The sequence below is a fragment of the Pseudomonas sp. 3JA genome (assembly GCF_036961705.1).
Taxonomy (GTDB): domain Bacteria; phylum Pseudomonadota; class Gammaproteobacteria; order Pseudomonadales; family Pseudomonadaceae; genus Aquipseudomonas; species Aquipseudomonas fluorescens_Q.
Window position 1 is genome coordinate 41,204 of the sequence record NZ_JBAMDJ010000033.1, and the last position, 16,161, is coordinate 57,364.

General features: G+C 60.4%; 20 protein-coding genes. 12 read left to right on the top strand and 8 right to left on the bottom strand.

Features of this window, described 5'->3' with window-relative positions; all coding sequences use genetic code 11:
* Nucleotides 1-19: 19 nt before the first annotated feature.
* Complete coding sequence (locus V7773_RS22750; RefSeq protein WP_336075280.1) at nt 20-1,564, top strand: EAL domain-containing protein; 1,545 nt, start codon at nt 20-22, stop codon at nt 1,562-1,564.
* A 211-nt stretch (nt 1,565-1,775) separates the two neighbouring features.
* Nucleotides 1,776-2,141: a histone-like nucleoid-structuring protein, MvaT/MvaU family gene (locus V7773_RS22755; protein WP_003202992.1), complete on the top strand. Its 366-nt coding sequence runs from the start codon at nt 1,776-1,778 to the stop codon at nt 2,139-2,141.
* 110 nt (nt 2,142-2,251) lie between these two features.
* On the opposite strand, the gene V7773_RS22760 is transcribed toward V7773_RS22755, so the two are convergent.
* Entirely contained in the window at nt 2,252-2,779 is a 528-nt protein-coding gene (locus tag V7773_RS22760; protein WP_063320624.1) for a DUF4946 domain-containing protein, read from the bottom strand.
* Between the two features lie 194 nt (nt 2,780-2,973).
* Between V7773_RS22760 and gloA the strand changes: the two genes are divergently transcribed.
* Complete coding sequence (gloA, locus tag V7773_RS22765; RefSeq protein ID WP_336075283.1) at nt 2,974-3,495, top strand: lactoylglutathione lyase; 522 nt, start codon at nt 2,974-2,976, stop codon at nt 3,493-3,495.
* A gap of 87 nt (nt 3,496-3,582) precedes the next feature.
* Here gloA and ahpF read toward each other — a convergent pair whose 3' ends face one another.
* The 4 genes from ahpF to galU all read right to left on the bottom strand — a co-directional run bounded on the left by ahpF (nt 3,583) and on the right by galU (nt 8,509).
* Complete coding sequence (gene ahpF, locus V7773_RS22770; RefSeq protein ID WP_336075284.1) at nt 3,583-5,145, bottom strand: alkyl hydroperoxide reductase subunit F; 1,563 nt, start codon at nt 5,143-5,145, stop codon at nt 3,583-3,585.
* 125 nt (nt 5,146-5,270) lie between these two features.
* Complete coding sequence (gene ahpC / locus V7773_RS22775; RefSeq protein ID WP_024617781.1) at nt 5,271-5,834, bottom strand: alkyl hydroperoxide reductase subunit C; 564 nt, start codon at nt 5,832-5,834, stop codon at nt 5,271-5,273.
* A gap of 174 nt (nt 5,835-6,008) precedes the next feature.
* Nucleotides 6,009-7,367: a glutathione-disulfide reductase gene (gene gorA / locus V7773_RS22780; RefSeq protein WP_336075285.1), complete on the bottom strand. Its 1,359-nt coding sequence runs from the start codon at nt 7,365-7,367 to the stop codon at nt 6,009-6,011.
* Between the two features lie 302 nt (nt 7,368-7,669).
* Nucleotides 7,670-8,509, bottom strand: coding sequence for a UTP--glucose-1-phosphate uridylyltransferase GalU (galU, locus tag V7773_RS22785; RefSeq protein WP_003182953.1), 840 nt, complete (start codon nt 8,507-8,509; stop codon nt 7,670-7,672).
* A gap of 234 nt (nt 8,510-8,743) precedes the next feature.
* On the opposite strand from galU, the gene V7773_RS22790 reads away from it, so the two are divergent.
* Entirely contained in the window at nt 8,744-8,959 is a 216-nt protein-coding gene (locus tag V7773_RS22790) for a hypothetical protein (RefSeq protein WP_063320619.1), read from the top strand.
* Between the two features lie 126 nt (nt 8,960-9,085).
* A complete protein-coding gene (locus tag V7773_RS22795) occupies nt 9,086-9,367 on the top strand; it encodes a hypothetical protein (protein WP_063320618.1) in 282 nt (93 codons plus the stop codon).
* On the opposite strand, the gene V7773_RS22800 is transcribed toward V7773_RS22795, so the two are convergent.
* Nucleotides 9,368-9,598: a hypothetical protein gene (locus V7773_RS22800; RefSeq protein WP_072348699.1), complete on the bottom strand. Its 231-nt coding sequence runs from the start codon at nt 9,596-9,598 to the stop codon at nt 9,368-9,370.
* 108 nt (nt 9,599-9,706) lie between these two features.
* The gene (locus V7773_RS22805; RefSeq protein WP_003203007.1) at nt 9,707-10,057 is read right to left on the bottom strand and encodes a hypothetical protein; all 351 of its coding nucleotides are present in this window, start codon (nt 10,055-10,057) and stop codon (nt 9,707-9,709) included.
* Nucleotides 10,058-10,260: 203 nt separating this feature from the next.
* Between V7773_RS22805 and V7773_RS22810 the strand changes: the two genes are divergently transcribed.
* From V7773_RS22810 to ada, 5 genes are all read left to right on the top strand, one after another.
* Nucleotides 10,261-10,563 (top strand): DUF1883 domain-containing protein, encoded by a 303-nt coding sequence (locus V7773_RS22810; RefSeq protein WP_003182962.1) that lies wholly within the window; start codon nt 10,261-10,263, stop codon nt 10,561-10,563.
* 30 nt (nt 10,564-10,593) lie between these two features.
* On the top strand, nt 10,594-10,764 hold the full coding sequence (locus V7773_RS22815; RefSeq protein WP_092144672.1) for a hypothetical protein: 171 nt from the start codon (nt 10,594-10,596) through the stop codon (nt 10,762-10,764).
* A 301-nt stretch (nt 10,765-11,065) separates the two neighbouring features.
* A complete protein-coding gene (locus V7773_RS22820) occupies nt 11,066-11,794 on the top strand; it encodes a 2OG-Fe(II) oxygenase (protein ID WP_092346274.1) in 729 nt (242 codons plus the stop codon).
* Nucleotides 11,781-12,461, top strand: coding sequence for a DNA oxidative demethylase AlkB (gene alkB / locus V7773_RS22825; protein ID WP_371914897.1), 681 nt, complete (start codon nt 11,781-11,783; stop codon nt 12,459-12,461). The genes V7773_RS22820 and alkB overlap by 14 nt, the downstream gene beginning before the upstream one ends.
* Before the next feature lie 88 nt (nt 12,462-12,549).
* On the top strand, nt 12,550-13,623 hold the full coding sequence (gene ada / locus V7773_RS22830) for a bifunctional DNA-binding transcriptional regulator/O6-methylguanine-DNA methyltransferase Ada (RefSeq protein ID WP_336075289.1): 1,074 nt from the start codon (nt 12,550-12,552) through the stop codon (nt 13,621-13,623).
* Here ada and V7773_RS22835 read toward each other — a convergent pair.
* Nucleotides 13,587-14,075 (bottom strand): GyrI-like domain-containing protein, encoded by a 489-nt coding sequence (locus V7773_RS22835; protein WP_063320614.1) that lies wholly within the window; start codon nt 14,073-14,075, stop codon nt 13,587-13,589. The two genes, ada and V7773_RS22835, sit on opposite strands and share 37 nt — an antisense overlap.
* A gap of 149 nt (nt 14,076-14,224) precedes the next feature.
* Here V7773_RS22835 and V7773_RS22840 point away from each other — a divergent pair, with 149 nt between their 5' ends.
* Together V7773_RS22840 and modA are read left to right on the top strand one after the other, a co-directional pair.
* Entirely contained in the window at nt 14,225-15,298 is a 1,074-nt protein-coding gene (locus tag V7773_RS22840; RefSeq protein WP_063320613.1) for an NAD(P)H-dependent flavin oxidoreductase, read from the top strand.
* Nucleotides 15,299-15,408: 110 nt separating this feature from the next.
* Nucleotides 15,409-16,161, top strand: a complete 753-nt coding sequence (gene modA, locus V7773_RS22845) for a molybdate ABC transporter substrate-binding protein (protein WP_336075292.1) — start codon at nt 15,409-15,411, stop codon at nt 16,159-16,161.

Consider the following 16,161-nt stretch of genomic DNA (forward strand, 5'->3'; position numbering starts at 1 on the left):
TTCTTCTCAGGTTGTGCCGATGCCCTTGACCGCCACACGCTCGCACACCCGACCCCGTCGCTATCTCGTCACCCTGCTTTGCGGCCTGGTACCGATGCTGTCAGGGCTGGCCATTTTGTACATGCAGGCCGAACGGACGCTGGCGCAACACACCCGGCAGACTGCCGAGGAACTGGTCAGGCAGATCGAACTGATGCTCGACAACACGGCCTTGGCGGCCCATGAACTATTACCCCTGGCCGGCCAGCCCTGCGAAGCGGTGAAGCTGGCATTACGCGAACAAGTGACGCGCCGGCCCTTTGTCCGTTCGACCAACCTTATCTGGGACAACAACCTGTATTGCAGCTCGCTGTTCGGTGCCTTCGAGGAACGCGTCAACCCGAGCGACTACCATCAAGGCAGCTTGTGGCTCATGGACGGCAACCCGGTCACGCCGAACACCGCGCTGCTGATTTACCGGCTCAACGAGGGCCATCAAGGCGCCTTGGCCACGCTTGACGGGTACCACCTGACGAACGTCTTGCGCTTGATCGGCCGCCAGACCCGGCTACGGCTGCAAGTCGGGCCGAACTGGCTGGCGGCGGACGGCAAGGTCCGGCCAGCGCCCATGCCCGGGCTGCCGGTCGCCCAGCATGAGCTGGGGTCATCGCGCTACGCCTTCAATGTAGAAGCCGGCTTCGACGAGGGTGAAACCTGGCGCTACATGGCCAGGGAATATCCGCCGCTGTTCAGCTTGCTGATCTTCTTCGGCGTCGTGGCCGGGACCCTCGGACACTGGCTGCAAAAACGCGCCTCCTCGCCCAGTCGTGAACTGCAACGGGCCCTGGAAGCCGGCGAGTTCGTGCCCTATCTGCAACCGGTCGTACACAGCGACAGCAAACGCTGGGCCGGCGTCGAAGTGCTGATGCGCTGGAACCACCCCAAGGAAGGCCTGGTTCGCCCGGACCTGTTCATTCCATTCGCCGAACACAGCGGCCTGATCGTACCGATGACCCGGGCGCTGATGCAGCAGACCATGCACCTGCTGGAACCGCTGGCGCCTCAACTGGAAGCGCCGTTTCATGTTGGCATCAACATCACCGCCCGCCACTGCCAGGATCTGGCGCTGGTGGACGATTGTCGCGAATTTCTCGCCGCCTTCGCGCCGGGTACGATTGCCCTGGTGCTGGAGTTGACCGAGCGCGAGTTGATCGAACCTACGCCCGTTACCCGGCAACTGTTCGACCAACTGCGGGAGCTGGGCGTCAAGATCGCCCTCGACGATTTCGGTACGGGTCATTCCAGCTTGGCGTACTTGCGTCAATTCAATGTGGACTTCTTGAAGATCGACCAGAGTTTTGTCGCGATGATCGGTGCCGATACTCTGTCACGGCACCTGCTCGACAGCATCATCGAACTGTCGGGCAAGCTGGGCCTGGACATGGTGGCCGAGGGCGTCGAAACCGTCGAGCAAAGCGACTACCTGAGCGCCCATGGGGTGAACTTTCTACAGGGTTATCTATTTGGTCGACCGATTAGCGGACAGGCGTTCATTGAGACCTTGACCGGCCTTAATGGCAGTTAACCGCCGCCGATCTATTGACGACGATGCCCAACTGATAAAAGCTTTTGCTGTTGTTACATAACGAAAAAGTTACGATTTACACTTTACGGATTAACTACTACAATTTTTCTACCTGTGCCAGATAGCAGGAGAGTCATTAACACCAAGGCGCTCGGCTTATAGCTTTGTTTGCGGTTGGTATCAGCCAAATATTTTGATTGGAGTAACGATTTTGTCCAGACTCGCTGAATTTCGTGCAGCCGAAAAGGCCCTTCAAGAACAGCTCAAGCAGTTGGAATCGCTGAAGAACGATGCCGGCCTCAAGAAGGAAATCGAATTCGAGGAAAAGCTCCAGGGACTGATGAAAACCTACGGCAAGAGCCTGCGCGACATCGTCGCGATCCTCGACCCGAACCCGTCCAAGGCAAGCCTGCAATCGACCAAACCCATCAAGACCCGCCGTGCGCGAGTGGTAAAGGTTTACCAGAACCCGCACACCGGTGAGTTGATCGAGACCAAGGGCGGCAATCACCGCGGCCTGAAAGCCTGGAAAGAACAGTACGGTGCAGCTACCGTCGACTCTTGGTTGCGTGGTTGACACGGGCGCGGTCGACAGCGTCCATGATGCAAAAAAGCCCTGAATACACTCAGGGCTTTTTTATGGGCTAAACTTTTGGATTAAATTCCGAGCGTACTACGCTGACGGCGTTATAGTTTCAAACTGTTTCGCACCGACTGTATTTCATCCTGGCTTTCAACAAACACCTGCGCCTGCCCTGCATAGGACAGCACATAAGCCTTGCCCTCATTTAGTGCCGCGACGAGTGCCTGAGACAATACATGTCGTCCGTTTTGCGTGATCGTACAAGTGGTTTCCAACGCAGTTACGCCGCCCAACATGGAAGCATGGATTTTATTGCACACACTTTGGTAACCGCCCTGGAAAAAATCCTTCTGGATCGATTTGCGCATTTCCAGCAACACGCCTTGCAAGTTGACCTGGTGATCGGGTTCGATGGTAGTCGTGGTCAATTCCATGACCATCACGGCATTGCCTGCCGAATCGCTCTTGGTTGCACGTTGTCGCAAGGGGCCCGGTGCCGCGGCGTCGGCGGGCAGAGGCTCGACAACCCAGCCTTGGGGCCAGGCGATCTGCGGTTCGTCCGCCTGGACGCCGCCGACACTCGCAATGCAGGCAAACAGCAGGACAAACAGCGAAAGGAACGGTCGAATCATTGCGTTGGCACTCAAGGGCGAATCGTAAAGTCTGAAGCCCGAGACAGAAGCAGGCAATAGCCACACACGGTTTGGCGACACCGCATCCCTTGCGTATCATGCTCACACCTGCAAGGAAGCCGTCTGACGCAAGCCCAGGAACCGTCGCAACCAAGCGTGCGACGCCGTTTGCCCCACTTATATCCGGAGGGCCCATGAGCCTGCACGAACTCAACACTTTCCCTGGCGTCACCGCCCAACCCGACGCTGCCACGGCCAAGTTCGTCTTCAACCACACCATGTTGCGCGTCAAGGACATCACCAAGTCCCTGGATTTCTACACCCGCGTGCTGGGTTTCTCGCTGGTGGAAAAACGCGACTTCCCGGAAGCCGAATTCAGCCTGTATTTCCTGGCGCTGGTGGACAAGAACCAGATCCCGGCGGACGCAGCGGCGCGGACCGAATGGATGAAGTCGATCCCTGGCATCCTGGAACTGACCCACAACCATGGCACCGAAAGCGACCCGGCTTTCGCCTACCATAACGGCAACACCGAGCCACGCGGCTTCGGCCACATCTGCATCTCGGTACCCGACGTCGCCGCCGCCTGCGAGCGCTTCGAAGCACTGGGCTGCGATTTCCAGAAACGCCTGAACGACGGCCGCATGAAAAGCCTGGCGTTCATCAAGGACCCGGATGGCTACTGGGTGGAAATCATCCAGCCTGCACCGCTCTAAATCTCACCACCGCTCCCGCAAAATAAGGGCCGATAAAAAACCCCATGAGCCAGGCCCATGGGGTTTTGTCTTGCCGCTTTCGGCTGCTTATGCCGGCGCGGAGGTGCGGATCAGGTGGTCGAAGGCACTCAGCGAAGCCTTGGCGCCCTCGCCTACGGCAATCACGATCTGCTTGTACGGCACGGTGGTCACGTCACCGGCGGCGAACACGCCAGGGATCGAGGTTTCACCCCGGGCATCGACGATAATCTCACCCCGTGGCGACAGCTCGACGGTGCCTTTGAGCCAATCGGTGTTGGGCAACAAGCCGATCTGCACGAAGATCCCCTCCAACTCCACATCCCGCACGTCACCGCTCGGACGGTCCTTGTAGCGCAAGCCATTGACCTTCTGACCGTCTCCAGTCACTTCGGTAGTCTGGGCATTGGTAATCACCGTCACGTTCGGCAGGCTGTGCAGCTTGCGCTGCAATACCGCGTCGGCACGCAATTGCACATCGAACTCCAGCAAGGTGACGTGGGCGACGATACCGGCCAGGTCGATGGCCGCCTCGACACCGGAGTTACCACCGCCGATCACCGCCACGCGCTTGCCTTTGAACAGCGGACCGTCGCAGTGCGGGCAGTACGCCACGCCCTTGTTGCGATATTGCTGCTCGCCCGGCACGTTCATTTCACGCCAGCGGGCACCAGTCGCCAGGATCACGGTCTTGGCCTTGAGGCTCGCACCGCTGGCGAACTTGATTTCATGCAACCCACCGTCCTTGCCTGGCACCAAGGCGTCGGCACGTTGCAGGTTCATGATGTCCACGTCGTACTGCTTGACGTGTTCTTCCAGGGCAACGGCCAGTTTCGGCCCTTCGGTTTCCTGGACCGAGATGAAGTTCTCGATGGCCATGGTGTCGAGCACCTGCCCGCCGAAACGCTCGGCCGCCACACCGGTGCGGATGCCTTTACGGGCCGCATAGATCGCCGCCGAAGCACCGGCCGGGCCACCGCCCACCACCAGCACATCGAACGCATCCTTGGCGCTGATCTTCTCGGCCTGGCGCTCGATAGCGCTGGTGTCGATCTTGGCAAGAATCTCTTCCAGGCCCATGCGGCCCTGGCCAAAGTTCACGCCGTTCAGGTAGATGCTGGGCACGGCCATGATCTGCCGTTCATCGACCTCGGCCTGGAACAGCGCGCCGTCGATGGCGACGTGGCGAATGTTCGGGTTCAGCACCGCCATCAGGTTCAGTGCCTGGACCACGTCCGGGCAGTTCTGGCACGACAGCGAGAAATAGGTCTCGAAGTTGAACTCGCCCTTGAGGGAGCGGATCTGTTCGATAACCTCGACACTGGCCTTCGATGGGTGACCGCCGACTTGCAGCAAGGCCAGCACCAGCGAAGTGAATTCGTGGCCCATGGGGATGCCGGCAAAACGCAGGCTGATATCGGCACCCGGGCGATTCAACGAAAACGAAGGCTTGCGCGCATCGGTGCCGTTGTCGAGCAAAGTAATCTGGTCGCAAAGACTGGCGACGTCTTTGAGTAACGCAAGCATTTCCTGGGATTTCGCACCGTCGTCGAGGGAAGCGACGATCTCGATCGGCTGGGTGACCCGTTCCAGGTATGACTTCAACTGAGCTTTAAGATTGGCGTCCAACATACGGGCGATTTCCATTTTTTGAATTTCAGAAAAAACAACGCCCGAGCGAATCTCGCCCGGGCGTTTTTTTGTGGGCGGTGCAGCTTGCTTAGGTGCGGATGACCGCCCTCAAGGGATGCACGGTCTTAGATCTTGCCGACCAGGTCCAGGGACGGCGCCAGGGTGGCCTCGCCTTCTTTCCACTTGGCTGGGCAGACTTCGCCCGGGTGAGCGGCAACGTACTGGGCGGCCTTGACCTTGCGCAGCAGCTCGGAAGCGTCACGGCCGACACCACCGTCGTTGATCTCGACGATCTTGATCTGGCCTTCTGGGTTGATCACGAAAGTACCGCGGTCAGCCAGGCCGACCTCTTCGATCAGCACGTCGAAGTTGCGGGAGATGACGTGGGTCGGGTCGCCGATCATGGTGTACTGGATCTTGCCAATGGCTGGCGAAGTGTTGTGCCAGGCGGCGTGGGCGAAGTGAGTGTCGGTGGAAACGCTGTAGATCTCGACGCCCAGCTTCTTGAATTCGGCGTAGTTGTCGGCCAGGTCTTCCAGCTCGGTTGGGCAAACGAAGGTGAAGTCGGCTGGGTAGAAGAACACGACAGACCACTTGCCTTTCAGATCGGCGTCCGATACCGGAACGAATTCGCCGTTTTTGAAAGCGGTAGCGTTGAACGGTTTAACTTGGCTGTTGATGATAGGCATCGATGTTTCTCCATCAGGGTTGAAAGTTGATGGAGAGGATCTTAACCACTCATCCCCAGGCTGGCTCATTGGCAAACCTGATGTGAATGATTGGTTTTGGCTATCAGCAGCTAAATAGATAGAAGAAAACTTAATATGGCGAGCCGGCTCGCCCGCCATATGTTCGTCCGGTGATCAGGAAGCGACGGGCGTACGCATTGTCACGAACTCTTCGGCAGCCGTCGGATGCACGCCGATGGTTTCGTCGAAGTCACGCTTGGTGGCGCCGGCCTTGAGGGCAATGGCCAGCCCTTGGACGATTTCCCCGGCATCCGGCCCGACCATGTGGCAACCCAGCACCTTGTCAGTCCGGGCATCCACCACCAGTTTCATCAGCGTGCGCTCCTGGCATTCGGTCAAGCTCAGTTTCATCGGCCGGAAGCGGCTTTCGAAAATCTGCACCTCATGGCCTTCTTCCCGGGCCTGCTCTTCCGTCAGGCCAACCGTGCCGATATTCGGCAGGCTGAACACGGCGGTGGGGATCATCCGGTAATCCACCAGGCGATATTGCTCGGGCTTGAACAGACGTCGCGCAACCGCCATGCCCTCGGCCAGGGCCACGGGTGTGAGCTGGACACGACCGATCACATCGCCAATGGCCAGGATCGACGGCTCGGTGGTCTCGTATTTTTCGTTGACCTGGACAAACCCTTTCTCGTCCACCGTGACCGCGGTGTTCTCCAAGCCAAGATTATCGAGCATCGGCCGCCGACCGGTGGCGTAGAACACGCAATCGGTGAGCAGCGTTTGGCCATTCTTGAGCTCGACCCTCAGGCTGCCATCGTCCAGTTTTTCGATGCATTTGATGTCAGCGTCGAATTGCAGATCCAGGCCACGGCGGGTCAGTTCTTCTGCCAGGTGCTTGCGCACCGCACCGTCAAAGCCGCGCAGGAACAGCTCACCGCGATAGAGCAAGGACGTCTGCGCCCCCATGCCGTGGAAGATCCCGGCGAACTCCACCGCAATGTAGCCACCGCCCACCACGATGACGCGCTTGGGCAGGTCTTTGAGAAAGAACGCCTCGTTCGAGCTGATGGCGTGCTCGCGTCCCGGAATGTCCGGGATCACCGGCCAACCGCCCGTGGCGATCAGGATGTGTTTGGCGGTATAGCGCTGGCCGTTGATCTCGACCTCATGGGGCCCGGTGATCCTGGCGTGGCCTTCGTGCAGCACGACGCCGCTGTTAACCAGCAGGTTGCGATAAATCCCGTTGAGGCGATTGATTTCCCGGTCCTTGTTGGCGATCAGCGTGGCCCAGTCGAAACTCGCCTCGCCCGCCATCCAGCCGTAGGCCGACGCCTGTTCGAAGTCCTCGGCGTAGTGCGCGCCGTAGACCAGCAGTTTTTTCGGCACACAGCCCACGTTCACGCAGGTCCCGCCCAGATAGCGGCTTTCCGCCACAGCCACCTTGGCGCCGAAACCGGCGGCAAACCGTGCAGCCCGCACACCGCCGGAACCGGCGCCAATCACATACAAGTCAAAATCGTAGGCCATTTCTATCTCCTTCGGCAGGTCATCAGCATACCTGCTGTTTTCGCCTGAGGCAGCGTTGCGATGGTTATGGGGGCGGAACCTGAAAAGCCAAACGGCATCTTTCGCAGCTTGCCTTTGTGGCGAGGGAGCTTGCTCCCGCTCGGCTGCGAAGCAGCCGCAAATAGTCGGCAACCTTTGAGGCCAGAGGGGGCGCTTCGCGCCCAGCGGGAGCAAGCTCCCTCGCCACGGGATCTTCAGCGCCTGTGATTTGGAGACAAAAAAAACGCCCCGTCGGGGCGTTTTTCAAGGCGCGGCGCAGGCTATCAGTAAGCCTTGCCGGTCTTGTAGAAGTTCTCGAAGCAGAAGTTGGTCGCGTCGATGTAGCCTTCGGCGCCACCGCAGTCGAAACGCTTGCCTTTGAACTTGTAGGCCATGACGCAGCCGTTCTGGGCCTGTTTCATCAGGGCGTCGGTGATCTGGATTTCGCCGCCCTTGCCTGGTTCGGTCTGTTCGATCAGGTCGAAGATGTCCGGGGTCAGGATGTAGCGACCGATGATCGCCAGGTTCGACGGTGCGTCTTCAGGTTTTGGTTTTTCAACCATGCTGTGAACGCGGTAGATGTCGTCACGGATCATTTCGCCGGCAATCACGCCGTACTTGTTGGTTTCCTGCGGATCGACTTCCTGGATCGCCACGATGGAGCAGCGGAACTGCTTGTACAGCTTGACCATCTGCGTCAGTACGCCGTCGCCTTCGAGGTTGACGCACAGGTCGTCCGCCAGGACCACGGCAAACGGTTCGTCACCGATCAGTGGGCGGCCGGTCAGGATCGCGTGACCCAGGCCTTTCATTTCAGTCTGGCGGGTGTAGGAGAACGAGCACTCATCCAGCAGTTTGCGGATACCGACCAGGTATTTTTCCTTGTCGGTGCCCTTGATCTGGTTTTCCAGCTCGTAGCTGATGTCGAAATGGTCTTCCAGGGCGCGTTTGCCGCGGCCGGTGACGATGGAAATTTCCGTCAGGCCCGCATCGAGGGCTTCTTCGACGCCGTACTGGATCAGTGGCTTGTTCACCACCGGCAGCATTTCTTTGGGCATGGCTTTAGTCGCTGGCAGGAAGCGAGTACCGTAACCGGCTGCTGGGAACAAGCATTTCTTGATCATATAAGTCCTTGAAAAGGCGGTGTGTACGAGTTTCGGCGCAGTCTAATCAGGCGACGGGCACCTTACAATGCCCGCACTGGCCAACCGGTGCCATCATAGAGAAATAAAAAACGGCGGATAGTTCAATCGCCTTTCGTTTCGATGGCTGCAGCGGACCCACTGTACGCCAGTAGGCGCTGTTTGCGAGCATTTGACGTATCATGGCGCCCTTGATCACGCCAATGAGGCAGCTAGATGTCGGTAACAAGAAACGCAAACGGCTATTCGGTCAGCCAGGGCAAGGACGGCCAGTGGTGGATTATCAACTACCACGGCGAGCAGGTCGCCGGTCCCTTGCCCAGCAAGGCCATGGCGGTGGAAGTGGCCGCGGTATTCCAGGATGAGCGCGCTGCCCCAGCGGCGAAAGAACGCGACACCGCTCCCGCACGCAGCCCCCGCCGCAAGAAATAACCAGACGAGCCTCTAGTAGATGCCACCCGGGCATTGAACGAGGCTGGTTCAGCTGTACTTTAGCTGTACCGCAATGGCCATTCGCTATAATCTCGCCGTTGCCCTTCCCTTCTCGATGACGATCCCATGAAGACACTTCTGGCACTGTTTACAGTCCTGGCCCTGGCGGGCTGTGCCTCGGCCGAAAAAACCTATCTCGATAACGGCGAGCAAGGCTTGGCCATCGACTGCTCGGGCGAGGCCAACTCCTGGGCGACGTGCTACGAAAAGGCTGACGCGTCCTGTGCCGGCACCGGCTACCGCATTGTCGGCACCGACGGCACACCCCAGGCCAAGGAAAGCGAGAAGACCCTGGGCGTCGACGTCGGTAACTTCACCAGCCGCAGTGTCGTGGTGGTCTGCAAGTAATCAAATGTGGATCTCGGCAAACTTGATGCCCAGCCCGCGCAAGGTTTCGATCAGTTCATCAAGACGGCTGAAGGACTCGACTTCGTCCTGGTCATCCACCAGGAAAAAACTGCGCCCGGCGCTTTTCTTGAAGAACACGATCCATTCGCCCGGGCTCGCCGGGTTCTGAATCACGTGGGTGGCACAGATAAGACCTTCTGCATGGCGCTCGCGCACCTGCTCGCGTTTCATCGACTGGCTCCATAAATGACAATGCCGCCAACTGAACCGTGGCGGCATCTTTTGTCGAGGGCAGTAGTTTATCCGATGCCCGGCCCGCTCGTCAGGCGCGGAATGTGATCAGCCGGAAATGCAGGCGTTGGCCGCATCCTGCACGTCGCCCGGACGCACCGGTACATTGGACATGCTTTCGTGCAGCTTGATGCTGCTGCCGCTGGAGCGCTCGTCAATGTCGAACACCGCCGCCGGCAGGGTCGACAGCTTGCCCGGGACGATCAGTCGAACACCATTCTTGTGTGGCTCCACTTGCAGCGGACCACGGCTTTTGGCCAGTTTGTCGGAAACACACTTGGCATATTCGTGAGGTTTCTTTCCGGAGATGACGCTCATGGTGGGGGGCGTCTGGTTGATGTCCGATACCGATGCACATCCACTCATGGCCAATGCCAATACCCACACGCTGCGCTTCATATGATTCCTCCGATAAAGATCCTCCGACAGTGCAGACCCCGTTTTTCTCCGGCGCCGCACCGCTTTATTTTTCCCGCAACCTGCAATAAATGAACAAAGCCTGGAGCGCGGGCCGGATATTAACACTCGGGGCTGATAAACTGCGCATCATTGCCCCTTGCTATCGTTTTGATTTTGTAGAAAAAGCCCTTCTGGAGGCGCCCATGAAATTCATCCACCAGCGCGAGCACCTGAACGAAGACGACATCGTCGTCATCGAATGCTCCCAAATGTGCAACATTCGTTTGATGAACGACGCCAACTTCCGTAGCTTCAAGAACGGCGGCCGGCACACGTATCACGGCGGCGCGTTCGACACCTTTCCGGCCCGGATCACTGCCCCTAGCACCGGTTTCTGGAACATCACCATCGACACCGTCAACCGCCGTGCAATCAGCGTCACGCGCAAGCCGACCCTGACCCACAAGATCAAAATCATCCGGCGTTCCAGCTCGAAGCTGAGCTGAGCCTCGCCCACTTTCAAGACAGGCAAAACCGTGGCCCAGACGACCAAATACGTCATCAAGTACAAGCTCAACGACGAACGCCGCTTCGAATTCGCGCAACTGGAAACCGGCACCGAGGAAGAAGCCCGAGCCGCGTTGCAAAAGCTGCATGGCGAAACCGACGATGTGATCAGCGACGTCAGTGTCAGCAAGGCGCTGTAAAGACTCACCCTGATAAATGTTTGTGGCACCAGGGCGGGCACGATGCTTTTGTGGCGAGGGAGCTTGCTCCCGCTGGGCGGCGAAGCCGCCCCAATTGCCTGGTGCATTCTTGCAGGCAGACCGCGCTGGCAGGTTTTACGACTGCTGCGCAGTCGAGCGGGAGCAAGCTCCCTCGCCACAGGGGATTTGTCGTGCCTGCTGACGGGAGTGACTCAGGACATTGATGCATCGCAAGAACCGGAGTGCTGACCAACGAAACACCCTCCAGACTGACCAATCCTTTGCACCAAGGATTGTCATCATGCCCACTCCCCCGCATCTGCCCTCACTGACCCAACGAATAAATCAACTGGATTGGTCGGCCCTGGAACACAGTCTCGAGCAGGACGGCAGCGCGCTCATCCACAACCTGCTGCCCGCCACGCAATGTCGAATGCTCAGTGGTCTGTACGCAGAGAGCGGGCTTTTTCGTTCGCGGGTGATCATGGCCCGCCATGGATTCGGGCGCGGCGAGTATCAGTATTTTCGTTACCCGCTGCCTGACCTCGTCCAGCAACTGCGTCAGTCGTTGTATCCGCTGCTGGTACCGCTGGCCAACCGCTGGAACGCGTGCATGGGCCTAGAGGTGCGCTATCCCGACCGGCATGCCGATTTCATCCAGCGCTGCCATGCCGCCGGGCAGCAACGCCCGACGCCATTGTTGCTGCAATACGGCCCCCAGGACTACAACTGCCTGCACCAGGATCTGTACGGCGAGCAGGTGTTCCCGCTGCAGGTCGCGATCCTGCTGTCGGCACCGGGCCAGGACTTTACCGGGGGCGAGTTCGTGCTGACCGAACAACGTCCGCGCATGCAGTCGCGGCCGCAGGTCATCGATCTGAAACAGGGTGACGCAGTGGTGTTCGCGGTGCATCAGCGGCCCGTCAAAGGCGTTCGCGGTTATTATCGAGTGAACATGCGCCATGGCGTCAGCCGCGTGCACGACGGTAGGCGGCACACCTTGGGAATCATTTTTCATGATGCGCAATGACGACAACCCGATCACCCTGGACCTGTTCGCCGACGAGACGCCGACAACGCCCGGCCAGGTCGAACAGATTGGCCCGCAATCGTTCGTGTTGCGTGGCTTTGCCCTGCCCTGGCTCGACCGTTTGCTGCCGGCCCTGGAAACCGTGTTGCAGGCCGCGCCGTTCCGGCAGATGGTCACACCTGGCGGCTTTACCATGTCGGTGGCCTTGAGCAGTTGTGGCACGCTGGGCTGGACCACCGACCGCAGCGGCTATCGCTATAGCGCCGTTGATCCTCAGACCGGCCACCCCTGGCCCGCCATGCCGGCGGTGTTTCGCGAACTGGCCCAGGCCGCCGCCCGGCAGGCACGGTTCGAGCATTTCGAGCCGGACTCCTGCCTGATCAACCGCTACGTGCCCGGCGCACGGATGTCGTTGCATCAAGATAAAAACGAACGCCAACTCAGCGCCCCTATCGTCTCGATGTCCCTGGGCCTGCCGGCAATGTTTCAGTTCGGCGGGTTCGAGCGCAGCGACAAAAGCCTGCGTGTGCCACTGTTCCATGGTGACATCGTGGTCTGGGGCGGCGTGGACCGGTTGCGTTACCACGGCGTGCTGCCGCTCAAGGCGGGAGAGCATCCGCGCCTGGGCGCCCAGCGCATCAACCTGACGTTTCGCACCGCCGGATGAAGGTGCAGAATTCAACCGCAAGACCCGGAGTGTCGCCGCTCCCCAGGCTCGCTACTGTAGCCAAAACGGGCCAATGGACATAACGACCATGAACAGCACTTCGAATCATCTCGCCCCTGAACTGGATCCGCGCTGGGCCGCCGTGCTCGCCCGGGATCCACGCGCCGACGGCACCTTCGTCTATGGCGTAAAAACCACTGGCATCTATTGCCACCCCAGCAGCCTGTCGCGCCTGCCCAACCCGCGCAACGTCGAGTTCTTCGACACGCCGGAACAGGCCCAGGCCGCCGGTTATCGGCCCAGCAAGCGCGTAGCCCGGGACCAGACCCAGATCGCCGCCCAACAAGCGGCACGGGTTGCCGCCGCTTGCCGGCAAATCGAGGCGGCCGAGCAACTGCCTGGCCTGAATGAGCTGGCAGAAAGCGCGGGCTTGAGCCCGTTCCATTTTCATCGGGTCTTCAAGGCTGTCACCGGCCTGACCCCCAAGGGTTATGCCGCCGCCCACCGCTCACGCAAGGTTCGCGAACGCCTGGCCGATGGCGGCAGCATCACCGAGGCGCTGTACGACGCCGGTTTCAACTCCAACAGCCGCTTTTATGAGGCTGCCGACAAGGTGTTGGGCATGAAACCCGCCGACTACCGCGCCGCCGGGCAGAACACCGACATCCGTTTCGCCGTCGGCCAATGCTCCCTCGGGGCAATCCTGGTGGCGCAAAGCGCGCGTGGCGTGTGCGCGATCCTGCTGGGGGACGACCCGGACGCGTTGGTGCGCGACCTGCAAGACAAGTTCCGCCGGGCCAACCTGATCGGCGCCGACCGCGAGTTCGAGCAGTTGATCGCCCAGGTGGTTGGCTTCATCGAAGCACCGGCCCTAGGCTTGGACCTGCCCTTGGACCTGCGCGGCACTGCCTTCCAGGAGCGGGTCTGGCAAGCCTTGCGGGACATTCCCGCAGGCAGCACCGCCAGCTATGCCGAGATCGCCCAGCGCATCGGCATGCCCAAGGCCGTGCGCGCCGTGGCCCAGGCCTGCGGCGCCAACAGCCTGGCGGTGGCGATCCCTTGCCATCGGGTGGTACGCAGCGACGGCAACCTGTCGGGCTATCGCTGGGGCGTGGAACGCAAGCGTCAGTTGCTGGCGCTGGAGCGCTCATCCGGGGATTGAATGCCGATGTAGATCGCCACCGAGTCGGGGCCGCTGTAGACCTCGAAATCGGTGGTGAAACGGCGCAATGTCTGCGGGTTATCCGCGAAGTATGCCCAGATCAGGCCCCAGGTCTGGATCACGCAATCGGGCATCGGCCCCTTGGCCGAAAACACCAGGTAGTCGCCGCCCTCGATGTCCACGGCGGGATAGCCTGCGCTGGTCGCATCCACCTGCACCCCGGCCGTCACATCGAAGTGGCCGGTGGCGTCGGACTCGTAGTTGGAATACACCCCGTAGACGAACGACTCCGACTGCCGGGCCGGAATCGTGTCGAACAGCCCTTCGTTGAAGAACTGCTGCCACATCGGGCCGATTCGGGCGGTGCCGGGCTGCTGCTCGTCGGTGTTGCGGGTGCGCACCTGCAGGCCGGCCACGGTGAAGGGTTCGACGGTCTTGAGTTTCACGTCCATGGATCGGGCTCCTTGATGTATGAAGCCCGCATGGTAACCCTCCCACCGTCGGGATCAAGTTGCAGCGCTCGATTGAAAAACTCGACTGGCCCTCGCCGGTCCACACCTGCTAAAACCGCTGTTTCCTTCTGCCGTCGGAGACCCCGCCCATGAGCCAGTGGCCAGACACTCGCATTCTTGACCTGCTCGGTATCGAGCTGCCCATCATTCAGGGGCCGCTGGCCGGGGTGACCGGGCCGGCCATGGTGGTCGCGACGTGCAATGCCGGCGGGCTGGGTTCGATGCCGGCGGCGATGCTCGATGTCGAACAACTGCGCCAGGCGCTGACGACCATCGGCGAGCAAACCGACAAGCCGTTCAACGTGAATTTTTTCTGTCACCAGCCCCCGGCCTTCGACGAACAGCGGGCCGCGGCCTGGAAGCAACGGCTCAAGCCGTACTACCAGGAACTGGGCGTCGACTTCGACGCGCCGACCCCGGTGTCCAACCGCACACCCTTCGATGATGCCGCCTGCCAGGTGTTGGAAGAGATGCGTCCCAAAGTGGTCAGTTTTCATTTCGGCCTGCCGGAAAAATCCTTGCTGGATCGGGTGAAGGCCACTGGCGCGAAAATCCTTTCCTCGGCCACTACCGTCGAGGAGGCCATCTGGCTGGAACAGCATGGTTGCGATGCGATCATTGCCATGGGTTACGAAGCCGGTGGTCATCGCGGGATGTTCCTCAGCGACGACCTCAACACCCAAGTCGGGCTGTTTGCCTTGCTGCCGCAGGTGGTGGATGCGGTGAAGGTGCCGGTGATCGCCACCGGCGGCATTGGCGATGCACGGGGGATCGTCGCGGCGTTCGCCCTGGGCGCCTCGGCGGTGCAACTGGGCAGCGCCTATCTGTTCACCCCCGAGGCGAAGATCAGCGCTTCCCATCACCGCGCGTTGCGCACGGCCAAGGAAAGCCAGACCGCTGTTACCAACCTGTTCACTGGGCGCCCGGCCCGAGGCATCGTCAACCGGGTGATGCGCGAAGTGGGCCCGATGAGCCCGCTCGCACCGGCCTTTCCCCTGGCGGGCGGCGCGTTGATGCCGCTGCGCGCCAAGGATGAAGCGGACTTCAGCAACCTGTGGGCCGGCCAGGCGTTTCCCCTGGGCCGCGAACTGTCGAGCGCCGAGTTGACCCGGCGGTTGGCTGAAGAGGCATTGGCCCGATTCAACAATCGTGGGCGGTCCTGACAGCCGTCATCGCTTGCTCCCTCGCTCCCCAGGCAAAATGCCACGTTCCGTTTGTCGGCCATTCGCTATATATTCCGGTATATAGCGAACCTGCCCTCGGAGCCTCACCTATGCGCCTCACCCGCTTCGCGCCGTTGCTGTTGATCCCGTTCCTGACTATTGGCGCCGTCCAGGCCGCAGAGGTGCAGGTGGCGGTCGCCGCCAATTTCACCGCACCGATCCAGGCCATCGCCGCCGACTTCGAAAAAGACACCGGGCATAAATTGGTGGCGGCTTACGGCGCCACCGGGCAGTTCTACACGCAGATCAAGAACGGCGCGCCATTCGAAGTTTTCCTCGCCGCCGACGACACCACCCCGGCCAGACTCGAGAGCGAGGGCGACACCGTCAAGGGCTCGCGCTTCACCTACGCCGTCGGCACCCTGGCGCTGTGGTCAGCCAAAGAGGGTTATGTCGATGGCACGGGGCAGGTCCTCAAGCACAACGACTTCCAGCACCTGTCCATTGCCAACCCGAAAGCAGCACCCTACGGCCTCGCCGCGACCCAGGTGCTGGACAAGCTCGGCTTGACCGCGCAGGTGAAAGGCAAGCTCGTCGAAGGCCAGAACATCACCCAGGCCTATCAGTTCGTCTCCACCGGTAACGCCGAACTCGGTTTCGTCGCCTTGTCCCACGTGTACAAGGACGGCAGAGTGACGGGCGGCTCGGCGTGGATCGTCCCGGCCGAACTGCACGACCCGATCAAACAGGACGCGGTGATTCTCAGCAAGGGCCGGGACAACCCCGCTGCCGCGGCTTTGGTGGATTACCTCAAGGGCCCGAAAGCCGCCGCCATCGTCCAAGCCTACGGTTACCAACGCTAA